The following is a 20,684-nucleotide window of genomic DNA, read 5'->3' as shown; positions in this document are numbered from 1 at the left end:
CGTGAGTATGGATATCAGCGATTTTTATCAAACATTCTTCGATGAAGCCGATGAGTTACTGGCGGATATGGAGCAGCATTTACTGGGATTGTCGCCTGAGGCGCCAGATTCCGAGCAACTGAATGCCATATTCAGGGCAGCACATTCTATTAAGGGGGGCGCGGGAACATTTGGCTTCAAAATCCTGCAGGAAACGACCCACTTAATGGAAAACCTGCTGGACGACGCGAGACGTGGTGAGATGCAACTCTCCACCGATATCATCAACCTGTTTTTGGAAACCAAAGATATTATGCAGGAACAGCTTGACGCTTATAAAAGCTCCCAGGAGCCTGATGCCGCCTCGTTCGAGTATATCTGCCAGGCGTTGCGCCAGTTAGCGCTGGAAGCTAAAGGTTTGTCCGCCCCGGCAGCAAGCCCGGCCGAATCTGTCGAAACTGACTCCGGGCAGCCTGCTGAGAGTACTCCGGCGGCCGCGGGTAAACCGGCAGGTCTTCACATTGTTCTGAGCAAGTTGAAAGAAAAAGAACACGAGTTGTTGCTTGACGAACTGGGCAATCTGGGGACAGTGGTTCACAGCGAACAGCAAGGTGATGTACTGAATGTGGTGCTGGACACCACAGCCAGTGAAGACGACATCGTCGCGGTACTCTGTTTTGTGATTGATACGGACCAGATCAAGGTTGAAGCCTCGTCTGGAACAGAAACTGCCGTGGCAGAAGAAGTTGTTGCCCCGGCTCCGGCTCCCGTTGCTCCTGTGGTTAAGCCAGTGGAAGCAGCAAAAGCGCCAGCCCCCCGTGCGGCGGCGAAAGCAGATTCGGGTGCCAAACCCGCTGCTCGCGGTGAAAATAGCAGTATTCGTGTAGCAGTTGAAAAAGTGGACCAGTTAATTAACCTGGTTGGTGAACTGGTCATCACGCAATCAATGCTGGCACAGCGTTCCACCGAACTTGACCCGGTTATCCATGGTGATTTGATAACCAGTATGAGTCAGTTACAACGCAATGCGCGTGACCTGCAGGAATCGGTTATGTCCATCCGTATGATGCCGATGGAATATGTATTCAGCCGTTTCCCTCGCCTGGTTCGTGATTTGGCCGGTAAGCTCGGTAAACAAGTTGAGTTGACACTTTCTGGTAGTTCTACTGAACTGGATAAGAGCCTGATTGAGCGCATTATCGACCCATTAACGCACCTGGTGCGTAACAGCCTTGACCACGGTATTGAGTCACCTGAAAAACGCGTGGCGGCAGGTAAACCTGTGATGGGTAACTTGCTGTTATCTGCTGAGCATCAGGGCGGAAATATTTGTATTGAAGTGACCGATGATGGTGCGGGCCTGAACCGCGAGCGTATTCTGGCGAAGGCGGCATCTTCCGGGTTACCTGTTCACGATAATATGTCTGATGAAGAAGTCGGTATGCTTATCTTCGCACCCGGTTTCTCCACCGCAGAACAGGTTACTGATGTGTCCGGGCGTGGTGTGGGTATGGATGTCGTGAAGCGAAATATCCAGGAAATGGGCGGCCATGTTGAGATTGCATCAAAACAGGGCTCCGGAACGACAATTCGTATTTTACTGCCGTTGACGCTGGCAATTCTCGATGGCATGTCCGTTAAAGTGAGTGGCGAAGTGTTTATTCTGCCGCTGAATGCGGTTATGGAATCTCTCCAGCCGCGGGAAGAAGACCTTTACCCACTTGCTGGTGGTGAGCGGGTACTGGAAGTACGCGGTGAATATTTGCCGCTGGTTGAACTGTGGAAAATATTTGAAGTTGATGATGCGAAAACGGAAGCAACGGAAGGCATCGTCGTTATTCTGCAAAGCGCAGGTCGCCGCTATGCGTTGTTGGTGGACCAACTGATTGGTCAGCACCAGGTTGTGGTGAAAAACCTTGAAAGTAACTACCGCAAGGTTCCTGGTATTTCCGCAGCCACAATTCTTGGCGATGGTAGCGTAGCGTTGATTGTTGATGTTTCAGCGCTACAAGGGTTAAACCGTGAACAACGTGTGGCGCAAACTGCCGCCTGATTTCCACTGGCTTAGAGAAAGGTACCAACATGGCCGAAACAAATAATGTCACAAACCTGGATGGCGAACCTTCGGGGCAGGAATTCCTGGTCTTCACCTTAGGTGATGAAGAGTACGGCATCGATATTCTGAAGGTGCAGGAAATCCGTGGTTATGACCAGGTGACCCGTATCGCGAATACACCACCGTTCATCAAAGGGGTAACTAACCTGCGCGGTGTGATTGTCCCTATCGTTGACCTGAGGATTAAATTTGCCAAATCCGATGTTGTTTACAACGAAAACACCGTTGTTATTGTTCTGACACTGGGGCAACGCGTGGTAGGTATCGTGGTGGATGGTGTTTCTGATGTGCTGTCACTGACATCAGACCAAATTCGCCCGGCGCCTGAATTCGCTGTGACCTTGTCAACCGAATATCTCACCGGTTTGGGCGCAGTAGGCGAGCGTATGCTGATTCTGGTGAATATCGAGAAACTGCTTAACAGCGAAGAAATGGCGCTGCTGGATAACGCTGCCGCCCGGGTTGCCTGATAACACCTGGTACTGGCTGCCTGCATAGCCCTCCGTGCTTTATGCCCGGGGGGCTTGTTTTTATGGGCAGGCCATTTATGCGCCTCATGTGCGCACGCAACGAGAAGATACCACCCAAAAAACACGGGAAATCAATTCATTGATTTTCGGCTACCAACCCAACGTTTTCCGTCTTTTTTATCAATAAAAAAGGCCGCATTGCGGCCCTTTGTCATCAGTGTTCAGTGTTTACTGTCAGGCTTCAACCTGAGTTTCCTGCTCCGTGGCGGTGTTCGCCGCAGCGGCATCCAGTTCACCTTCATTTTTGGACAGCATTGCAGTGGCAATACCATTCCCTAATACGTTGATGGCGGAACGGCCCATATCAAGAAAATGGTCAATACCCATTAACAGCAAAATCCCCGCTACCGGGATATTAAAGCTGGGGATAGTCGCCGCCAGCACAACCAGTGCAGAACGGGGAACGCCGGCAATGCCTTTGGAGGCCAGCATCAGTGTCAGCATCAGAACCACAATTTCTGAGAAAGTCAGGTGAACATTGTAGGCCTGGGCAATAAACATGGATGCGAACGAGCAGTACACCATAGAACCGACCAGGTTAAATGAATAACCAATGGGCAGAACGAAAGAGGCGATACTGCGTGAGCAACCAAAACGCGTCAGAACATCAAGAGTTTTGGGGTAAGCGGCTTCAGAACTACTGGTAGTGAAGGCAACCAGCACGGGTTCTTTCAGCATGCTCAGCAGCGTGAAGGTGGATTTTTTCAATACCATATAACCGACGCTCAGCAACACCAGGCAAGTCAGCAAGATGGCAACATAATAACCGCCAATAAAAGAAGCGTAGTTCAGCAGGATACCCAGCCCCTGAGTCGCCACCACACTGGAAATAGCGGCAAAAATTGCCAGAGGAGCAACCAGCATTACATAACCTGTGACCTTCAGCATAATGTGGGAAACCACATCCAGCGCGGCAACCAGTGGTGCGTTAAATTTTTCACCTAATGATGCACCGGCAATCCCAAAGAACATTGAGAACACAACAATTTGCAGGATCTCGTTGTGGGACATAGCATCTGCGATACTGGTAGGAATGGAATGCGCAATAAAGTTTTTCAGGCTCATGCCGCTGACCGCAAGGCCTGTTTCTACACTACCCGCGGGTACTGTCAGGTTAAGCCCGCGACCAGGGTGTTCCAGTGAAACCACAAGCAACCCAACCAGAATGGACAGCACAGATGAGGAGATAAACCACACCATTGCTTTGCTTCCCACCCGGCTGATGGTAGAGGTTTCCCCCATACGCATGATGCCCACAGTTAATGTGCTGAACACTAACGGTGCGATCACCATTTTTATCAGCCGCAGAAAAATGTCGGTAAACAGAGTGATATTGGTTGCCCAGGCGGTAATGCTGTCATTTGAAGCGTATTCATGAACTGCCGCACCACACAGGATGCCCGCAATCATAAACAGGACAATAAACATTGTCAGTTTGTTACTACTTGCCACGAAATTTACCCCATCATATTTAACAATAATACAACATGCTGACATTTTGCTGTTTTTATAATCAATCATGCTGCTTCAGTGATATAAATTGAAGTATAAGGCTTACTTATACAACATATTTTTACGTTTTGTTCTTTTTGTAAGCAGGAGGCGAAAATTCTCTGTAACGCAGGGGCTGAGAGGGAGTAATTCCTGGATAAGTAATCTCAACTAAGCCTTTGTCCGTACACACTGAACGCGTATTTTTCCCTGTTCCCTAACGTAAAGTTCCCGCCACCATTGCCGATAACCCCCTTAACAAGAATGTAAAAGGGTGTTTGCTTTATGTTTAACCGGATGCGTATTGTCACTTTGCTGATGGCTGTTCTGGGCGTGTTTGCCTGCCTGCAGTTCATCTCCGGTGGCTTTTTCTTTTCTGCTTTAAAAAATAACCAGGACGATTTCGCAACATATCGGGCATTACGCCAGCAGCAATCTGAACTCAGCCAGGCGTGGGTGTTAATGCTACAAACACGTATTAACCTGAGCCGTTCGTCTGCACGCATGATGATGGACCCCAATAATCAGCAAAGCAGTGCCAAAAACGCCTTGCTGGAAAGTGCCAAACAAGCGTTAACCCAGGTAGAAGCGCACTACGCAGCATTTAAAAATGTTGGCAGCATTGCTCCTGATGTGGATAACGCGGTAGCGGGCGTGGATGAGACATATCGCCAGTATCATCAGGCACTGGCTGAACTGGTGGATGATTTACAGAATGGGCGCATGGATGCCTATTTCGCACAACCCACCCAGGGTTTCCAGAATGCAATGGAAAAAGCATACCACCACTACATTGATGAAAATGACCGCCTGTACCAGAGCGCATGGGAGCAGGGGCAGTCGAGTTACTTATTTGCCAAATGGCAAATGGTGGCCCTGGCGGTATTGCTGATCGCTGTGATTGTCCTTGTGTGGTTCGGTATTCGCCGAATCTTGTTACAACCACTCAGCCAGGTTATCGAACATATCCGCGAAATTGCTCAGGGAAATCTGACCACCAAAATTGTTGTGGCGGGCCGTAATGAGATAACCCAACTGACGGATACAGTCCGGCATATGCAAACAGAACTGATTGGCACAGTCACAACAGTACGCCATGGGTCTGATGCCATTTATGCCGGTACATCTGAAATTGCTGCGGGTAATACAGATTTGTCTTCTCGCACAGAGCAGCAGGCGTCTGCGCTTGAAGAGACTGCAGCCAGTATGGAAGAACTGACAGCGACAGTTAAACAAAACGCGGAGAATGCCCGCCAGGCATCGCAACTGGCTCTCAACGCGTCAGAGACGGCGCAGAAGGGCGGCAAGGTAGTGGCAAATGTTGTGTCGACCATGCAGGACATTTCCACCAGTTCACGCAAGATTGCCGATATCACCAGTGTGATTGATGGCATCGCGTTCCAGACCAATATTCTGGCGCTGAACGCGGCAGTTGAAGCGGCAAGAGCGGGTGAGCAGGGCCGTGGTTTTGCAGTGGTTGCCGGGGAAGTTCGCAATCTGGCACAACGTAGTGCTCAGGCAGCTAAAGAGATTAAGTCGCTGATTGATGACTCTGTTTCACGTGTTGATACCGGTTCGGTACTGGTTGAAAGCGCGGGTGAAACAATGGGCGAAATCGTCAGTGCGGTCACGCGAGTCACTGACATTATGGGCGAAATTGCCTCTGCGTCAGATGAACAAAGCCGTGGCATCGACCAGGTTGCTCTGGCGGTATCAGAGATGGACCGGGTGACGCAACAGAACGCGTCACTGGTACAGGAATCGGCAGCGGCGGCCGGTGCGCTCGAAGAGCAGGCGAGTGTGTTGGCTCAGGCGGTGGCGGCATTTCGCCTCGCAGCCAGCACTATCACCAATAAAAGTGCCCAAAGTATTGCCAGCAAGTCAGTCGTTGCGGCCGGGAAGGCAGCGGCATTATTACCACAAAAGCAAGAACATAGTGTCAACAATGAAAACTGGGAAACTTTTTGATCGATTAATTAGCGTTTAATACCGGCGCTTTTCGCCGGATAAGGGAGAGTGGATGTTAAGTAATATTCGTATATCGACCACGCTTTTTTTGATTTTGATTCTCTGTGGCGTGTTACAGATTGGCAGTAATGGTTTGTCATTTTGGGCGTTTCGTGGGGATTACCAGAATTTTACGACGGTTGAAAATAACAACCGACAACGCGACTCCCTTGCGCAAACCCGGGCAGCATTGCTGCAGGCCAGTTCAGAATTAGGTAAAGCAGGCACACTAACGGCGTTGAGTTATCCGCCAGAAGATATTAAAGGCCTGATGGTGTCAGCTCGTGAACAGTTAAAAAAAGCTGACACCTTGTTTACAGGGTTCCTGGCTGTGAAGTCTGCTGGCGATATCGCCGGTCTGACAAAACAGACCAAAGAGAGCTATGTCACCTGGCGTGATGCTCTGGCACACCAGGCAACCTGGCTTGAGAATAACCAGTTGTCAGATTTTTTGACCGCGCCAGTAGGTGAAGCTCAGGCTTCGTTTGATAAACAATTTAGGGCCTGGCAGCAGGAGATTAACAAAAACCTCTCTGCCACACAGGCTGCAGGATTAAAAAGCTACCACTTGTCTGCACTGGTATTTGGCAGCGTGACATTGTTGGCTGTGTTGTTGGTTGTTGGGGCATTGTACTGGTTGCGCAGCCAGTTAGTGACACCACTGGTTGTATTGCGTGGCCATTTTGATGCTATTGCCAGTGGTAAGTTGTGTGAAGACATTGCAACCGCAGGCCGTAATGAAATTGGGCAAATTTTCTCCAGCCTGGATGCCATGAGGCAGGCGTTGCGTGACACCATGAGCCAGGTGGTTTCTGGCAGCCAGGATATGCGTGGTGCCATTGGTGATATGGCCGCAGGGAATAATGATTTGTCGTCACGTACTGAGCAGCAGGCTTCTGCACTGGCGCAAACGGCTGCGAGCATGGAGCAATTGACTGCGACGGTCGGGCAAAACGCGGACAATGCCCGGCAGGCTTCCGGGCTGGCAAACCAGGCTGCAGAAACGGCGCGCCGTGGTGGAGATCAGGCAACCCATGTTGCCAAAACTATGCAGGATATCGCTGACAGCTCGCGCAAGATTGGCGATATCACCAGTGTGATTGATGGTATTGCGTTTCAGACAAACATTCTGGCGCTGAATGCCGCAGTTGAAGCGGCAAGAGCGGGTGAGCAAGGGCGGGGGTTCGCAGTTGTGGCGGGTGAAGTACGTAATCTGGCGCAACGCAGTGCTCAGGCGGCAAAAGAGATTAAGCTATTAATTGAAGAATCAGTGGCGCGAGTGCAGTACGGCTCCACTCTGGTGGATACAGCGGCGGGCACCATGACCGATATCGTTCACTCTGTGCAACAAGTGAATGACATCATGGGGGAAATAGCTTCTGCATCCGATGAACAACGGCGTGGTATTGAACAGGTGGCGCAGGCAGTCACCGAAATGGATAAAGTGACACAGCAAAACGCCGCGTTAGTGCAGAGCTCCTCATCGCTGACCAGTAGTCTGGGTCAGCAGGCGGAGAGCCTGGATACGCTGATGGCTGTGTTCCAACTGGCGGCTGTAGAACCGGAGCAACCGTCAGCAACCTTAGCACTCACTGTGGTGCCGGTTTCACCCTGATAATAATAGAAGAAGGCCCTATGACCTCACCTGTGCCGAAGGGGCAACCATCGCCCTTGATACAGATGGCTCAACGCCTGACGTTGTCAGATGCGCATTTTCGTCGTATATGCCAGCTTATTTATCAGCGGGCAGGCATCGTGCTGGCGGAACACAAACGTGACATGGTTTATAACCGCCTGGTTCGGCGCCTGCGTGATTTGGGCCTTGATGATTTCGGCCGGTACCTGGGGATGCTTGAGGCAGACCAGAATACCTCCGAATGGCAGGCGTTTATTAACTCGCTCACCACGAACCTGACTGCATTTTTCCGCGAAGGGCATCACTTCCCGATACTGGCGGATCATGCGAAAAAACGCACCGGTGAATACCGAATTTGGTGTGCTGCGGCATCCACAGGTGAGGAACCCTATTCTATTGCCATTACACTTGCTGATGTGCTGGGCCAGACCCCAGGGCGCTGGAAAGTGTTTGCCAGTGATATTGATACCGAAGTGTTGCAAAAAGCGCGTAAAGGCATCTACCGCCTGGACGAACTCAAGACACTGTCACCACAGCAGTTACAGCGCTATTTCATGCGTGGGACTGGCCCACATCAAGGGTTGGTGAGGGTACGCCAGGAACTGGCGAATTATATTGAGTTTAATGTTGTGAACCTGCTGGATAAGCAATACCAGGTTCCGGGGCCATTTGATGCCATATTCTGCCGTAATGTAATGATTTATTTCGATAAAAACACACAGCAGGATATTTTGCATCGCTTTGTACCATTGTTAAAACCACAAGGACTGTTGTTTGCCGGACATTCTGAAAACTTCAGTAACATCAGCCGGGAGTTTTGGCTGCGTGGTCAGACTGTATATGGGCTAAGTAAGGATAAAGTATGACGAAAATCAAAGTACTGTCAGTAGATGATTCTGCGCTTATGCGCCAAATCATGACAGAGATAATCAACCGTCATAGTGATATGGAAATGGTTGCAACGGCGCCCGATCCTTTAGTCGCCCGGGATTTGATTAAAAAATTCAACCCGGACGTACTGACACTGGACGTCGAAATGCCACGCATGGATGGCCTTGATTTCCTGGAGAAATTAATGCGGCTGCGGCCGATGCCGGTGGTGATGGTCTCATCTCTGACCAGCAGAGGCTCTGAGGTGACGTTGCGGGCATTAGAGCTGGGCGCGGTAGATTTTGTCACTAAGCCGCAACTCGGTATTCGTGAAGGCATGCTGGCATACAGTGAAATGATTGCCGACAAAATTCGTACTGCGGCGCGTGCAAAGTTATCTGCCCGTTCGCCAACTGCAGCACCGCCTGCTGTATTGAAATCGGGGCCGTTACTCAGTTCAGAAAAATTACTGGTGATCGGGGCATCTACCGGGGGCACAGAGGCCATTCGCCATGTGCTGCAACCACTGCCACTGACCAGCCCGGCTGTACTGATAACACAGCATATGCCACCCGGTTTTACCCGCTCTTTCGCGGAGCGGCTGAATAAGATTTGCCAGATTAGTGTGAAAGAAGCAGAAGACGGAGAGCGGGTTCTGCCGGGGCATGCGTATATTGCGCCGGGCGACAAGCATATGGAGCTCTCCAGAAGTGGTGCTAACTACCAGATTCGACTTCATGACGGCCCGCCTGTAAACCGTCATCGCCCGTCAGTGGACGTATTATTCCACTCGGTGGCGAAATATGCTGGACGTAATGCTGTGGGAGTTATCCTGACAGGCATGGGGAATGATGGTGCAGCAGGGATGCTGGCAATGAACCAGGCTGGTGCCTGGACCATTGCACAGAATGAAGCAAGTTGTGTGGTGTTCGGCATGCCGCGTGAGGCCATCAATTCCGGTGGTGTCAGCGAAGTGGTCGATTTAAGCCAAATCAGCCAGCAGATGCTGGCAAAAATCAGTGCCGGACAGGCAATACGCATTTAATTGAGGAGTTCAGAGTTTATGGCCGATAAAGATCTTAGATTTCTTGTCGTGGATGACTTTTCCACCATGCGTCGAATTGTGCGCAACTTGCTGAAAGAGCTTGGCTTTAACAACGTTGAAGAAGCTGAAGACGGTGTTGACGCACTGAATAAACTGCAGGCAGGTGGATTTGGTTTTGTCATCTCTGACTGGAACATGCCGAATATGGATGGACTGGAGTTGCTGAAAACTATCCGTGCTGATGCGGGAATGGCAAACATGCCCGTATTGATGGTAACGGCAGAAGCGAAAAAGGAAAATATTATTGCTGCAGCCCAGGCAGGGGCAAGTGGCTATGTTGTGAAACCCTTTACAGCAGCCACTCTGGAAGAAAAACTGAGCAAAATCTTCGAAAAACTGGGTATGTAAGGAGGAGATGATGACATCTTCAAATGACCAACAAGCAACGGACATCATCTCCCGGATAGGTAGCCTGACACGTATGTTGCGTGACAGCCTGCGAGAGCTGGGGCTGGATCAGGCCATTGCTGAGGCTGCAGAAGCTATTCCAGATGCGCGTGATCGCCTCGACTATGTCGTCACTATGACGGCCCAGGCGGCTGAGCGTGCGTTAAACTGTGTTGAAGCATCACAGCCTCACCAAATGCAGATGGAGTCTGAAGCCAAAGATTTGACCAAACGCTGGGATGCATGGTTCGAAAATCCCATTGAACTTGGTGATGCAAAAGAGCTGGTTACCGATACACGTAAGTTTTTGTCTGATGTACCTGAGCATACCGGGTTCACCAATGCGCAATTGCTTGAAATCATGATGGCCCAGGACTTCCAGGACCTGACTGGGCAGGTGATTAAGCGCATGATGGATGTGGTACAGGAGATTGAACGCCAGTTGCTGATGGTATTGCTGGAAAATATGCCAGAACCTGCTGCCCGTAAGAAGCGTGAAAATGAAGGCCTGCTCAATGGTCCTCAGATGGATGCGACAGCGGCAGGTGTGGTTGCCAGCCAGGACCAGGTGGACGATCTGCTGGACAGCTTAGGCTTTTAACAGACCGGTCTCTCTGGTAGCAGAGGGGCCATCTGGCAACACTGGCCCGGCCTGTGCCGGGCGCTATATTCACACTCACCATGCTGAGGCCTTTCTGGCAACAGTGAATCCACCTGTCTGAATCGTCAAAACAAACCCTATTTTAACGCGCTACTTACAGGATTAGCTGCGCGTGCCTCTGTCATGATGCAATGGTCATTATGTTCATAGAGGTTTCCCTGTGGCTGAAGATAGCGACCAGGAAAAAACAGAGGCCCCCACACCCCACCGACTCCAGAAAGCGCGCGAAGAGGGGCAAATCCCCCGTTCCCGTGAACTGACCTCGGTGTTGATGGTGCTCGCTGGCATGAGCATCATTTGGTTAGGTGGTGTCCCTCTGGCGCACCAGTTAGGCGGGATGCTGTCTGACGGGCTGCGTTTTGACCATCGCATGATCAATGACCCCGCAGCACTGGTACGCCAGGTTGGCCGGCTACTCGAAACCGCTATGTGGGCAATTTTGCCATTGATTGGTGGCCTGATTGTGGTGGCGATCGCCGCCCCCATGTTTCTCGGCGGCCTGGTCTTCAGTGGTAAATCTTTGGAATTCAAATTCAGCAAGCTCAATCCGATAAGTGGTTTTGGGCGGATGTTTTCGATGCAGGCGCTGTCAGAACTGGCGAAAGCAATGCTGAAAGTCGGCTGTGTTGCCATCGTTACCGGGGTTTACCTGTGGCACAACTGGCCGGAAATGCTCCATTTAATTAGTGAGTCACCGGTTAATGCCATGGCGACGGCAATGAATATGGTCGCAACCTGCTGCCTGTTGGTTATTCTCGGGCTTATTCCAATGGTTGGGTTCGATATTTTCTTCCAGTTATACAGCTACTTTAAAAAGCTGCGTATGACCCGCCAGGATATTCGTGATGAATTTAAACAGCAGGAAGGTGACCCGCACGTAAAAAGCCGTATTCGCCAGCAACAGCGGGCCATGGCCCGGCGGCGCATGATGGCGGATGTCCCAAAAGCAGACGTTATCGTCACCAACCCGACCCATTATTCAGTTGCGCTGCAATACAACGAATCCACCATGAGTGCGCCCAAAGTGCTCGCCAAAGGCTCTGGCCTGGTTGCACTGCGTATTCGTGAAATCGGGGCTGAAAACCGTATTCCGGTGCTGGAAGCTCCACCACTGGCACGTGCGTTATACCGCCATGCCGAAATTGGGCAACAAATTCCGGGCCAGCTTTATGCTGCAGTGGCAGAAGTGCTGGCCTGGGTATGGCAGCTCCGTCGCTGGCGTCTGGCTGGCGGCGTTGCGCCGAAGAAACCTGACAACCTCCCTGTGCCAGCGTCACTGGACTTTTTGAACGAGAACGACACTGATGGCTAATTTGGTCGCAATGCTGCGTCTGCCCACAAATATGAAAGCCGGGCAATGGCAAATCCTCGCCGGGCCAGTACTTATCATGCTGATTCTGTCCATGATGGTACTGCCGTTGCCTGCGTTTGTGCTGGATTTACTGTTTACTTTTAACATTGCGCTGTCTGTGATGGTGTTGCTGGTGGCGATGTTTACCCAGCGGACTCTGGATTTTGCCGCATTCCCGACCATTCTGTTATTTACCACGTTGTTGCGCCTGGCGCTGAACGTGGCATCAACACGTATTATCCTGATGGAAGGTCACACGGGCGCGGCCGCAGCGGGTAAGGTTGTTGAAGCGTTTGGCCATTTCCTGGTTGGCGGTAATTTCGCGATTGGTATCGTGGTGTTTATCATTTTGGTGATCATCAACTTTATGGTTATCACCAAAGGTGCAGGGCGTATTGCAGAAGTTGGGGCACGCTTTGTTCTGGATGGTATGCCAGGTAAACAAATGGCAATCGATGCTGACCTCAATGCCGGGTTAATTGGTGAAGATGAAGCCAAGCGCCGCCGTTCTGAAGTTACTCAGGAAGCCGACTTTTACGGTTCAATGGATGGTGCCAGTAAATTTGTGCGTGGCGATGCGGTTGCCGGCCTGCTTATCATGGCTATCAACATTATTGGTGGTTTGCTGGTTGGTGTGGTTCAGCATGGCATGCCGGTTGGCAATGCAGCAGAAAGTTATACCCTGTTGACCATCGGTGATGGTCTGGTTGCTCAAATTCCGTCTCTGGTAATCTCAACTGCCGCAGGTGTTATTGTTACCCGGGTAAGCACCGACCAGGATGTTGGCGAACAAATGGTGACCCAACTGTTTGCCAACCCACGCGTTATGCTGTTGTGTGCCGGGGTTCTCGGCTTGCTGGGCATGGTTCCTGGGATGCCTAACTTCGTCTTCCTGTTATTTACCGCAGCTTTGTTAGGGCTTGCCTGGTGGATGCGTGGCCGCCAAATGGCGGAGCCGCAAACACCGCAACCGGTAGTAGTACCAGAAAACCCCCAAGCGGTGGAAGCATCATGGCGTGATGTTCAACTGGAAGACACTCTGGGGATGGAAGTGGGCTACCGCCTGATACCCATGGTGGATTCACAGCAGGATGGCGAATTGCTCGGGCGTATTCGCAGCATCCGTAAAAAATTTGCACAAGAAATGGGCTTTTTGCCACCTGTGGTTCATATCCGTGACAACATGGATTTACCTCCTGCCCGTTACCGTATTTTGCTGAAAGGGGTGGAGATCGGCAACGGCGATGCCTACCCGGGGCGCTGGCTTGCCATTAACCCAGGAACAGCGGCGGGCAACCTGCCTGGTGAGAAAACCATTGACCCGGCATTTGGGCTGGAAGCTGTCTGGATTGAAAGTGCGCTTAAAGAGCAGGCGCAAATTCAGGGCTTTACCGTGGTGGAAGCCAGTACCGTAGTTGCCACCCACCTGAATCACCTGATAAACCTCTATGCGCCAGAATTGTTCGGCCGCCAGGAAGCGCAACAGTTACTTGACCGCGTCAACCAGGAAATGCCGAAGCTGACAGAAGACCTGGTGCCTGGTGTGGTAACGCTGACAACACTGCACAAAGTGTTGCAAAACTTGCTGGCAGAAAAAGTACCTATCCGCGACATGCGTACCATCCTGGAAACACTGGCAGAGCATGCGCCGATTCAAACTGATCCTGCAGAACTGACTACCGTACTGCGTGTGGCTCTGGGGCGCGCAATCACTCAGCAATGGTTCCCGGGAACCGACGAAGTGAAGGTTATAGGTCTTGATGCCGGGCTTGAGCGGTTGTTACTCCAGGCACTACAGGGTGGCGGCGGTCTGGAACCGGGCCTGGCTGACCGGTTGCTGGAGCAATCCAGTGAGGCGCTGCAACGCCAGGAAATGCTCGGCGCACCACCGGTTCTGTTGGTTAACCATGCCTTGCGGCCACTGCTGGCTCGCTTCCTGCGCCGCAGTCTGCCGGACCTGGTTGTGTTGTCGAACCTTGAGTTGTCAGACAACCGCCAGATCCGCATGACCGCAACCATTGGGGGCAAATGATGCAAGTGCGTGGTGCACTGATGGCTGTAGTGTGTCTCCCGCTGCTGGCTCAGGCCGCGGGAGAAAGCACCTGGCAGGCAGAGGCCATGGGGGCGGCATTAAGCCACCGGGGCGTGGTGGCTTCATCAAAACTGCTGGCTCCACCGCACAAAGTCAGTGGTGTGATTACCCAGGTATACTGGCGCTACAGCCTGTTTTCGCTGCCACCAGACCGGCTGGAAGTAAAACTCTGTACCCAGACTCAGTGCGTTATTGTTGACGGGCAGCAAGGGGTGACAAGCGCTTTTGCCGGCCAGCCTGCTAACCAGCCTTTTCACTTTGTGTGGGGCGTTTATGGCCGTGGGAGTCTCTACCCGGTCATGCGTGTGCGCGCCAACCAGGTGATAGTCAACTACCGCTGATTTTCTGCTGTTATCCCTCCGTTTTTGCTGGTGGATCTCATTTTAACCATCCCGGTTTGAATAAAAAGAAACATAATTTTATAAAAAGAGTGATGAAGGTGACGTCACTCTTTTTCTCACTGTCACGGGATTAACTTTGCTGGCAAAAATCGCAAGGTTGGCTCAGGGAATATTCGGTAGCGTTACCTTCAGTAACCGGGTGCCAGGTTTTGTCGGCACAGGTCGATATGGAATTCACACATCTGAGGTCGCATATGAAAGTCTACCCTGTAAAACACAGCCCATTGTTATGCCAGCCAGAACGCTTTATTGATCGCACAACATTGTGCCAGCTCATCAATAAAGTGACGGACAACCTGGTCAATATCCACGATAAAACGGGTGAGTTTTTACTGCGGCTGGATGATGGCCGGGTGATTGACACCAAAGGCTGGGCTGGCTGGGAATGGACGCACGGTGTGGGGCTTTATGGTATCTGGCAGTATTACCAACAGACCGGTGATACCCGGATGCGCGATATCATTGATAACTGGTTTGCTGACCGTTTCAGAGAAGGCGCGACAACGAAAAACGTCAATACCATGGCGCCGTTTCTCACCCTGGCATTGCGTTACCAGGAAAATGGCGACAGCCGTTTGTTACCCTGGCTGGAAACCTGGGGAGAGTGGGCAATGCATGAAATGCCGCGCACCCAAAAAGGGGGCATGCAGCACATTACGCTGGCGGAAGAAAACCATCAGCAAATGTGGGATGACACACTAATGATGACGGTGCTGCCGCTGGCGAAAATTGGCCAGTTGTTGCATAAACCAGAATGGGTGAATGAAGCGGTTTACCAGTTTATGGTTCACACCCAGTATTTACAGGATAAAACGACAGGGCTGTGGTTCCATGGCTGGAGCTTTGAAGGGAACCATAACTTTGCCAATGCGCGTTGGGCACGGGGCAACAGCTGGCTGACCATGGTAATCCCTGATTTTCTTGAGTTGCTCGATTTACCAGAACATGACCCGGTGCGCCGCTGGCTTATCCAGGTACTGGAAAGCCAGGTGAAGGCTCTGGCAGACTGCCAGCATGATTCCGGGTTGTGGCATACCTTACTGGATGACCCACATTCCTACCTGGAAGCATCTGCATCAGCCGGGTTTGCCTACGGCATTTTAAAAGGCGTGCGAAAACGTTATTTAGCTGCTGAATACCTGCCAGTTGCTGAGCGCGCAGTCAAAGCAATTGTCGAAAATATCTCGCCAGAAGGGGAATTGTTGCAGGTGTCTTTTGGTACCGGGATGGGCAGCAGCCTGGATTTTTACCGTGATATTCCTCTCACTTCAATGCCTTATGGACAGGCCATGGCGATTTTGTGCCTGACGGAATACCTGCGCCGTTATTTTTAACAACGGTGTTAAATACAGTGAGCGGGGCTTATGGCCCCGCTCACTGTTTCAGGTAAACGAAAAACTGCAGTATTACATCCGCTCTACAGTTTCAATACCCAGGGTATCCAGGCCGATTTTCAGCACTTTGGCTGTCAGGCGCGCTAACTGCAGGCGGCTGTCACGCACGGGTTGTTCTGCACTGAGAATAGGGCAGTGCTCATAAAATGCGGAGAACAACCCGGCAACATCATATAAGTAGGCGCACATAACATGCGGGGTGCCATCGCGAACCACTACAGCAAGCGTTTCTTCTAACTGCAACAGGCGGGCTGCCAGCACAGATTCGCGCTCGTTACCGATCACGACTGGTGCAGTAATTGACTGCTCATCAATTCCGGCTTTGCGGAAAACAGACAGCACACGAGTGTAGGCATACTGCATATAGGGTGCGGTATTGCCCTCAAACGCCAGCATGTTGTCCCAGTCGAAAACGTAGTCAGTGGTACGGTTTTTAGACAGGTCAGCATATTTTACTGCGCCAATTCCAACCGCATTTGCCAGTGCGTTCAGTTCATCGGCAGGCATGTCCGGGTTTTTCTCACTGACCAGTTTACGGGCGCGCTCCAGTGCTTCGTCCAGCAGGTCGGCAAGTTTAACTGTACCACCCGCACGGGTTTTAAACGGTTTACCATCTTTGCCCAGCATCATGCCGAACATGTGGTGCTCCAGAGGTACCGATTCAGGCACATAACCGGCTTTACGCACTATGGTCCATGCCTGCATAAGGTGCTGGTGCTGGCGGGAATCAATATAGTAGAGCACACGGTCTGCATGCAGTGTTTCATAGCGGTATTTGGCACAGGCAATGTCAGTAGTGGTATACAGATAGCCGCCATCTTTCTTCTGAATAATAACGCCCATCGGTTCGCCTTCCTTGTTCTTGAACTCATCAAGGAACACGACAGTAGCGCCTTCACTTTCTACTGCAAGGCCTTTGGCTTTCAGATCAGCGACAATACCCGGCAGCATGGCGTTGTACAGGCTTTCACCCATCACGTCGTCGCGGGTTAATGTTACGTTCAGTCGGTCATAAGTGATTTGGTTCTGGGTCATGGTAATATCGACCAGCTTACGCCACATTTCCCGGCAGTATTCATCACCGCCTTGCAGCTTAACCACATACCCACGGGCACGTTCAGCGAAGGCTTCATCTTCGTCGTAATGTTTTTTGGCTTCGCGGTAGAACCCTTCCAGGTCGGCAAGTGCCATTTCACCGGCGTTTTCTTGCTGCTGTTTTTCCAGAAATGCAATCAGCATCCCGAACTGAGTACCCCAGTCGCCAACATGGTTGGCACGGATGACTTTGTGCCCAAGGAAGCTCAAAGTACGGGCGGCTGCATCACCAATGATGGTTGAGCGCAGGTGGCCAACGTGCATTTCTTTGGCAACGTTCGGGGCGGAGTAGTCAATGACGATGGTTTCAGGTGTTGCAATGGTGCTGACACCAGCACGCTCAGAAACCACTGCCTGCTCAACCTGGGCTGCCAGAAATACCGGGTCGAGAAAAATATTAATAAAGCCAGGCCCGGCAATTTCAACTTTGCTGGCAATTCCGGTTAAATCCAGGTTTTCGAGCACTTTCTCAGCCAACTGACGGGGAGGCATTCCCAGTTTTTTGGCCTGAGCCATCACACCGTTTGCCTGATAATCACCGAACTGAACTTTGGCAGACTGGCGAACCTGTGGTTCGCAATCTGTGCTTGCGCCTGCTGCAATCAGTGCCTGACTGACTTTATCTGAAAGAAGTGCCTGAATATTCACCTGAATACCTTTTTTAGCTGCGCGATTCCCTGACAGGAAGCGTGTACATACAGAAATAAGGGCGCGATTATACTGCATTTGTCCGAAGGCGTCAGTAAGCGAGCCGCCATTCCCTGGTGTGCCTGCCTCTGGGGGCATTGTTTGCCTAAAAATGCACCTGAGTAGCGTTGGCCTGGAGCGGGGAAACGGGTAGAGTAGCGTTTTTTTACAGGAGTGGGCGATGAACGACTGGCAGATCATTGAAGAACTTGCAGATATTAAAGCCGATTTACCGCGTTTTGAGCAGGCTCTGGCGCAACTGGCGGGCCAACTGGGCCTGGAACTGGGCAAGCGGGAGGCAGACCATATTTCGCTGCGCTGCCACCAGAACACGACAGCTGAACGCTGGAAAACGGGATTCCTGCGTTGTGGAGAATTACTTTCAGAAAAGCTGATTAATGGGCGGCCTGTATGCCTGTTCCGGTTGAAACAGCCTGTGGAAGCCGCGGGCTGGTCCTTCACATTGATTGAATTGCCCTGGCCCGGTGCTAAGCGTTACCCCCACGAGGGCTGGGAACATATTGAAATTGTGCTTCCCGGCGACCCGGCAACGTTAAACGCCCGTGCGGTGGCGCTGCTGTCTGATGCCGGGCTGGCAAAACCTGGCATCAGCATTAAAACCAGCTCCCCGGCAGGTGATGGAGAGCGCTTACCTAACCCCACGCTCGCTGTCACTGATGGCACGGTGACTATTAAATTCCACCCATGGCCACTGGATGCCATTATTAACAGTGAACAGGATGCGGGCACTCAATAATACACATTTACCCTACAGCGCATTAACCGCGCGCTGGATACGCAGGATAGCTTCGTTGAGCGTTTCCTGGGTGCAGCCAAAATTAATGCGCACAAAACTGCTGTTACCAAAATCGCGCCCTGGTGAAAAACCTAACCCGGCGCCCAGGAAGAATTTCGCCGGGTTATCAACAGGCAGCCCTGAACAGTCTACCCAGGCAAGGTAGGTGCCTTCAGGAGGGATGACTGATAAACCGGGCAGGGCGTTTATGGCTGCACAAAGCGTATCGCGGTTGTTACGCAACACCTGCAATTGTGCGTCCAGCCATGGCCCGCCTTCTCGCAATGCTGCCTCTGCAGCCGTAATCGCCAGTATATCCACTTCAGGGACAATACCTGCCCGCGTGGCAACAAAACGCTGGCGCAATACTGGGTTGGCGATAATTGCAAAAGAAGCACCCAGCCCGGCGATGTTCCAGGTTTTGGACGGTGCCATCAGGGTGACTGTACGCTGTGCTGCGTCGTCACTCAGGCTGGCGAAGGGAATATGGCGCGTACCTTCATCCAACAACAAGTCACAATGGATTTCATCAGAGCAGACTATCAGGTTATTGCGTTGCGCAAAGGCCAGTTGTTCTAACAACTCATCACGGCGATACACCGTCCCGCCAGGGTTTTGCGGGTTACATAACATCAGTAACCGCTCGTTACCCAACAACTGAGGTTCGACTTCCTCAAGATTCATCACCCACCGTTCATTCTGCAGATACAACGGTGCATTTAGCTGGGTGTGCCCCGCCAGGCGTGCCGCTTTACGAAATGGTGGATAGATGGGTTCCGGTGCGAGCGTTCCCTGGTCCGGGCCGCAATAAGCGCGCACGGCAAGATTCAACCCGGTTGCCACACCAGGAATAAAGACCAGCCACTCCGGCTCAATATGCCAGTCGTAACGGTTAGCCAGCCAGTTAACTACGGCCTCAGCCAGGCCATCCGGATGTTTACCGTATCCAAACACACCTTGTGCAACACGGGCCTGCAGCGCCTCAATTACGCAAGGCGGGGAGCGAAAATCGGTATCCGCTACCCACATTGGCAGTACGGAGGGCGGCCAGTGATTCCATTTAATGCTGTCGCTGTGATAGCGGTCGGTATGCTCATCGAAATTGAATGTCATGATTGCCCTGCTTGAAAAGATAAATCAGACTAATGACGAAACGGACACCTACCAGGTTAAGTGTAAAAAGGAGAATGTCAATGGCGTTGCTGGAGATCTGTTGTTATAGCCTGGATTGCGCCCTGGTTGCGCAGCAGTCCGGCGCTGACCGAATTGAGTTATGTTCCGCACCTGCCGAAGGCGGCCTGACCCCGTCAGCGGGCCTGTTACAGGCGGTTCGCCGCATGGTTACGCTGCCCGTTCACCCAATTGTTCGCCCACGTGGTGGCGACTTTTGTTACGACGAACACTCCTTTGAAATCATGCTGGATGATATTTCCCGGATGCGTGATACCGGGTTCCCGGGCATTGTAACTGGTGTGCTGGGGGAAGATGGTGAGGTGGATTTGCCGAGAATGTCGCGAGTGATGGCAGCAGCAGGGAGTATGGCAGTGACTTTTCACCGCGCCTTCGATGTATGCCGCTCCCCCCGGGAAGCGCTGTGCCAGTTAGCTGATTTGGGTGTTGCCCGGGTACTGACATCCGGGCAGGCAGCCAGTGCAGAGAAAGGAATTGCATTGTTGAGGGAACTTATTGGGATTGCCGGAACTCCAATTATTATGGCAGGAGCGGGCGTGCGCCCGTCCAACATCCGGTTGTTGGTTGAAAACGGTATTCAGGAACTTCACAGCTCGGCCGGAGAATATGTGCCATCGGTTATGCGTTACCAGCATCAGGGTGTATCCATGTCAGCAGACCCGGATGCAGATGAGTTTCGCCGTTACCGGGTAAGTGCCTCTGCGGTAGCAGAGATGAAAGCGATTCTGTCCGGTCACACGGAAAACTGATTTTTGCCGCACATCATGTCGCCCAATATGATGTTTGCATGTACCAGGCCCCGATCTTTTGTCGGGGCTTTTTTTATGCCTGAATTTCTGTTAACGCGATAAATAACCAAAAATTATAGATACGCCTGCATTCAGCGGGCATTTTT

Annotated in this window: 17 protein-coding genes; 14 read left to right on the top strand and 3 right to left on the bottom strand. The window is 51.7% G+C overall.

The features are described from left to right. Positions 1-7 precede the first annotated feature (7 nt). Complete coding sequence (cheA, locus tag DES37_RS14525; RefSeq protein ID WP_110026369.1) at positions 8-2,032, top strand: chemotaxis protein CheA; 2,025 nt, start codon at positions 8-10, stop codon at positions 2,030-2,032. 29 nt (positions 2,033-2,061) lie between these two features. Next, complete coding sequence (gene cheW, locus DES37_RS14520) at positions 2,062-2,565, top strand: chemotaxis protein CheW (protein ID WP_036111816.1); 504 nt, start codon at positions 2,062-2,064, stop codon at positions 2,563-2,565. Between the two features lie 234 nt (positions 2,566-2,799). Here the strand turns inward: cheW and DES37_RS14515 are convergent, their stop codons facing one another. Beyond that, the gene (locus DES37_RS14515) at positions 2,800-4,077 is read right to left on the bottom strand and encodes a dicarboxylate/amino acid:cation symporter (protein ID WP_036112002.1); all 1,278 of its coding nucleotides are present in this window, start codon (positions 4,075-4,077) and stop codon (positions 2,800-2,802) included. A 324-nt stretch (positions 4,078-4,401) separates the two neighbouring features. Between DES37_RS14515 and DES37_RS14510 the strand changes: the two genes are divergently transcribed. From DES37_RS14510 to bglB, 10 genes are all read left to right on the top strand, one after another. Next, the gene (locus DES37_RS14510) at positions 4,402-6,084 is read left to right on the top strand and encodes a methyl-accepting chemotaxis protein (RefSeq protein ID WP_110026367.1); all 1,683 of its coding nucleotides are present in this window, start codon (positions 4,402-4,404) and stop codon (positions 6,082-6,084) included. A 52-nt stretch (positions 6,085-6,136) separates the two neighbouring features. Next, complete coding sequence (locus tag DES37_RS14505; RefSeq protein ID WP_110026365.1) at positions 6,137-7,738, top strand: methyl-accepting chemotaxis protein; 1,602 nt, start codon at positions 6,137-6,139, stop codon at positions 7,736-7,738. Between the two features lie 20 nt (positions 7,739-7,758). After that, entirely contained in the window at positions 7,759-8,625 is an 867-nt protein-coding gene (gene cheR, locus DES37_RS14500; RefSeq protein WP_036111805.1) for a protein-glutamate O-methyltransferase CheR, read from the top strand. Next, positions 8,622-9,674, top strand: a complete 1,053-nt coding sequence (locus DES37_RS14495; protein ID WP_036111802.1) for a protein-glutamate methylesterase/protein-glutamine glutaminase — start codon at positions 8,622-8,624, stop codon at positions 9,672-9,674. The genes cheR and DES37_RS14495 overlap by 4 nt, the downstream gene beginning before the upstream one ends. A gap of 18 nt (positions 9,675-9,692) precedes the next feature. Continuing rightward, positions 9,693-10,082 (top strand): chemotaxis response regulator CheY, encoded by a 390-nt coding sequence (gene cheY, locus DES37_RS14490; RefSeq protein ID WP_036111798.1) that lies wholly within the window; start codon positions 9,693-9,695, stop codon positions 10,080-10,082. 7 nt (positions 10,083-10,089) lie between these two features. Beyond that, positions 10,090-10,722 (top strand): protein phosphatase CheZ, encoded by a 633-nt coding sequence (cheZ, locus tag DES37_RS14485; protein WP_369792632.1) that lies wholly within the window; start codon positions 10,090-10,092, stop codon positions 10,720-10,722. Between the two features lie 220 nt (positions 10,723-10,942). Further along, positions 10,943-12,094, top strand: a complete 1,152-nt coding sequence (flhB, locus tag DES37_RS14480) for a flagellar biosynthesis protein FlhB (RefSeq protein ID WP_036111793.1) — start codon at positions 10,943-10,945, stop codon at positions 12,092-12,094. Continuing rightward, positions 12,087-14,165 carry a flagellar biosynthesis protein FlhA gene (flhA, locus tag DES37_RS14475; protein ID WP_036111790.1) on the top strand — a complete coding sequence of 693 codons (2,079 nt, stop codon included), beginning with the start codon at positions 12,087-12,089 and terminating at the stop codon, positions 14,163-14,165. The genes flhB and flhA overlap by 8 nt, the downstream gene beginning before the upstream one ends. After that, positions 14,162-14,566, top strand: a complete 405-nt coding sequence (gene flhE / locus DES37_RS14470) for a flagellar protein FlhE (protein ID WP_281271484.1) — start codon at positions 14,162-14,164, stop codon at positions 14,564-14,566. The genes flhA and flhE overlap by 4 nt, the downstream gene beginning before the upstream one ends. Positions 14,567-14,820: 254 nt before the next feature. After that, positions 14,821-15,960 carry a beta-galactosidase BglB gene (gene bglB, locus DES37_RS14465; RefSeq protein ID WP_110026363.1) on the top strand — a complete coding sequence of 380 codons (1,140 nt, stop codon included), beginning with the start codon at positions 14,821-14,823 and terminating at the stop codon, positions 15,958-15,960. A 72-nt stretch (positions 15,961-16,032) separates the two neighbouring features. On the opposite strand, the gene argS is transcribed toward bglB, so the two are convergent. Then, positions 16,033-17,763, bottom strand: coding sequence for an arginine--tRNA ligase (gene argS / locus DES37_RS14460; protein WP_110026527.1), 1,731 nt, complete (start codon positions 17,761-17,763; stop codon positions 16,033-16,035). Between the two features lie 220 nt (positions 17,764-17,983). On the opposite strand from argS, the gene DES37_RS14455 reads away from it, so the two are divergent. Continuing rightward, positions 17,984-18,559, top strand: coding sequence for a VOC family protein (locus tag DES37_RS14455; RefSeq protein ID WP_110026362.1), 576 nt, complete (start codon positions 17,984-17,986; stop codon positions 18,557-18,559). Between the two features lie 12 nt (positions 18,560-18,571). On the opposite strand, the gene DES37_RS14450 is transcribed toward DES37_RS14455, so the two are convergent. Next, positions 18,572-19,711: a MalY/PatB family protein gene (locus DES37_RS14450; protein ID WP_110026360.1), complete on the bottom strand. Its 1,140-nt coding sequence runs from the start codon at positions 19,709-19,711 to the stop codon at positions 18,572-18,574. A gap of 80 nt (positions 19,712-19,791) precedes the next feature. Between DES37_RS14450 and cutC the strand changes: the two genes are divergently transcribed. Continuing rightward, the gene (gene cutC, locus DES37_RS14445; RefSeq protein WP_110026358.1) at positions 19,792-20,538 is read left to right on the top strand and encodes a copper homeostasis protein CutC; all 747 of its coding nucleotides are present in this window, start codon (positions 19,792-19,794) and stop codon (positions 20,536-20,538) included. Positions 20,539-20,684 lie beyond the last annotated feature (146 nt).

The organism is Mangrovibacter plantisponsor, from assembly GCF_003182475.1.
In the GTDB taxonomy this organism is placed as follows: Bacteria; Pseudomonadota; Gammaproteobacteria; order Enterobacterales; family Enterobacteriaceae; genus Mangrovibacter; species Mangrovibacter plantisponsor.
The sequence above is the reverse complement of the archived record's forward strand: the minus strand, read 5'-3'. Positions and strand labels throughout refer to the sequence as shown.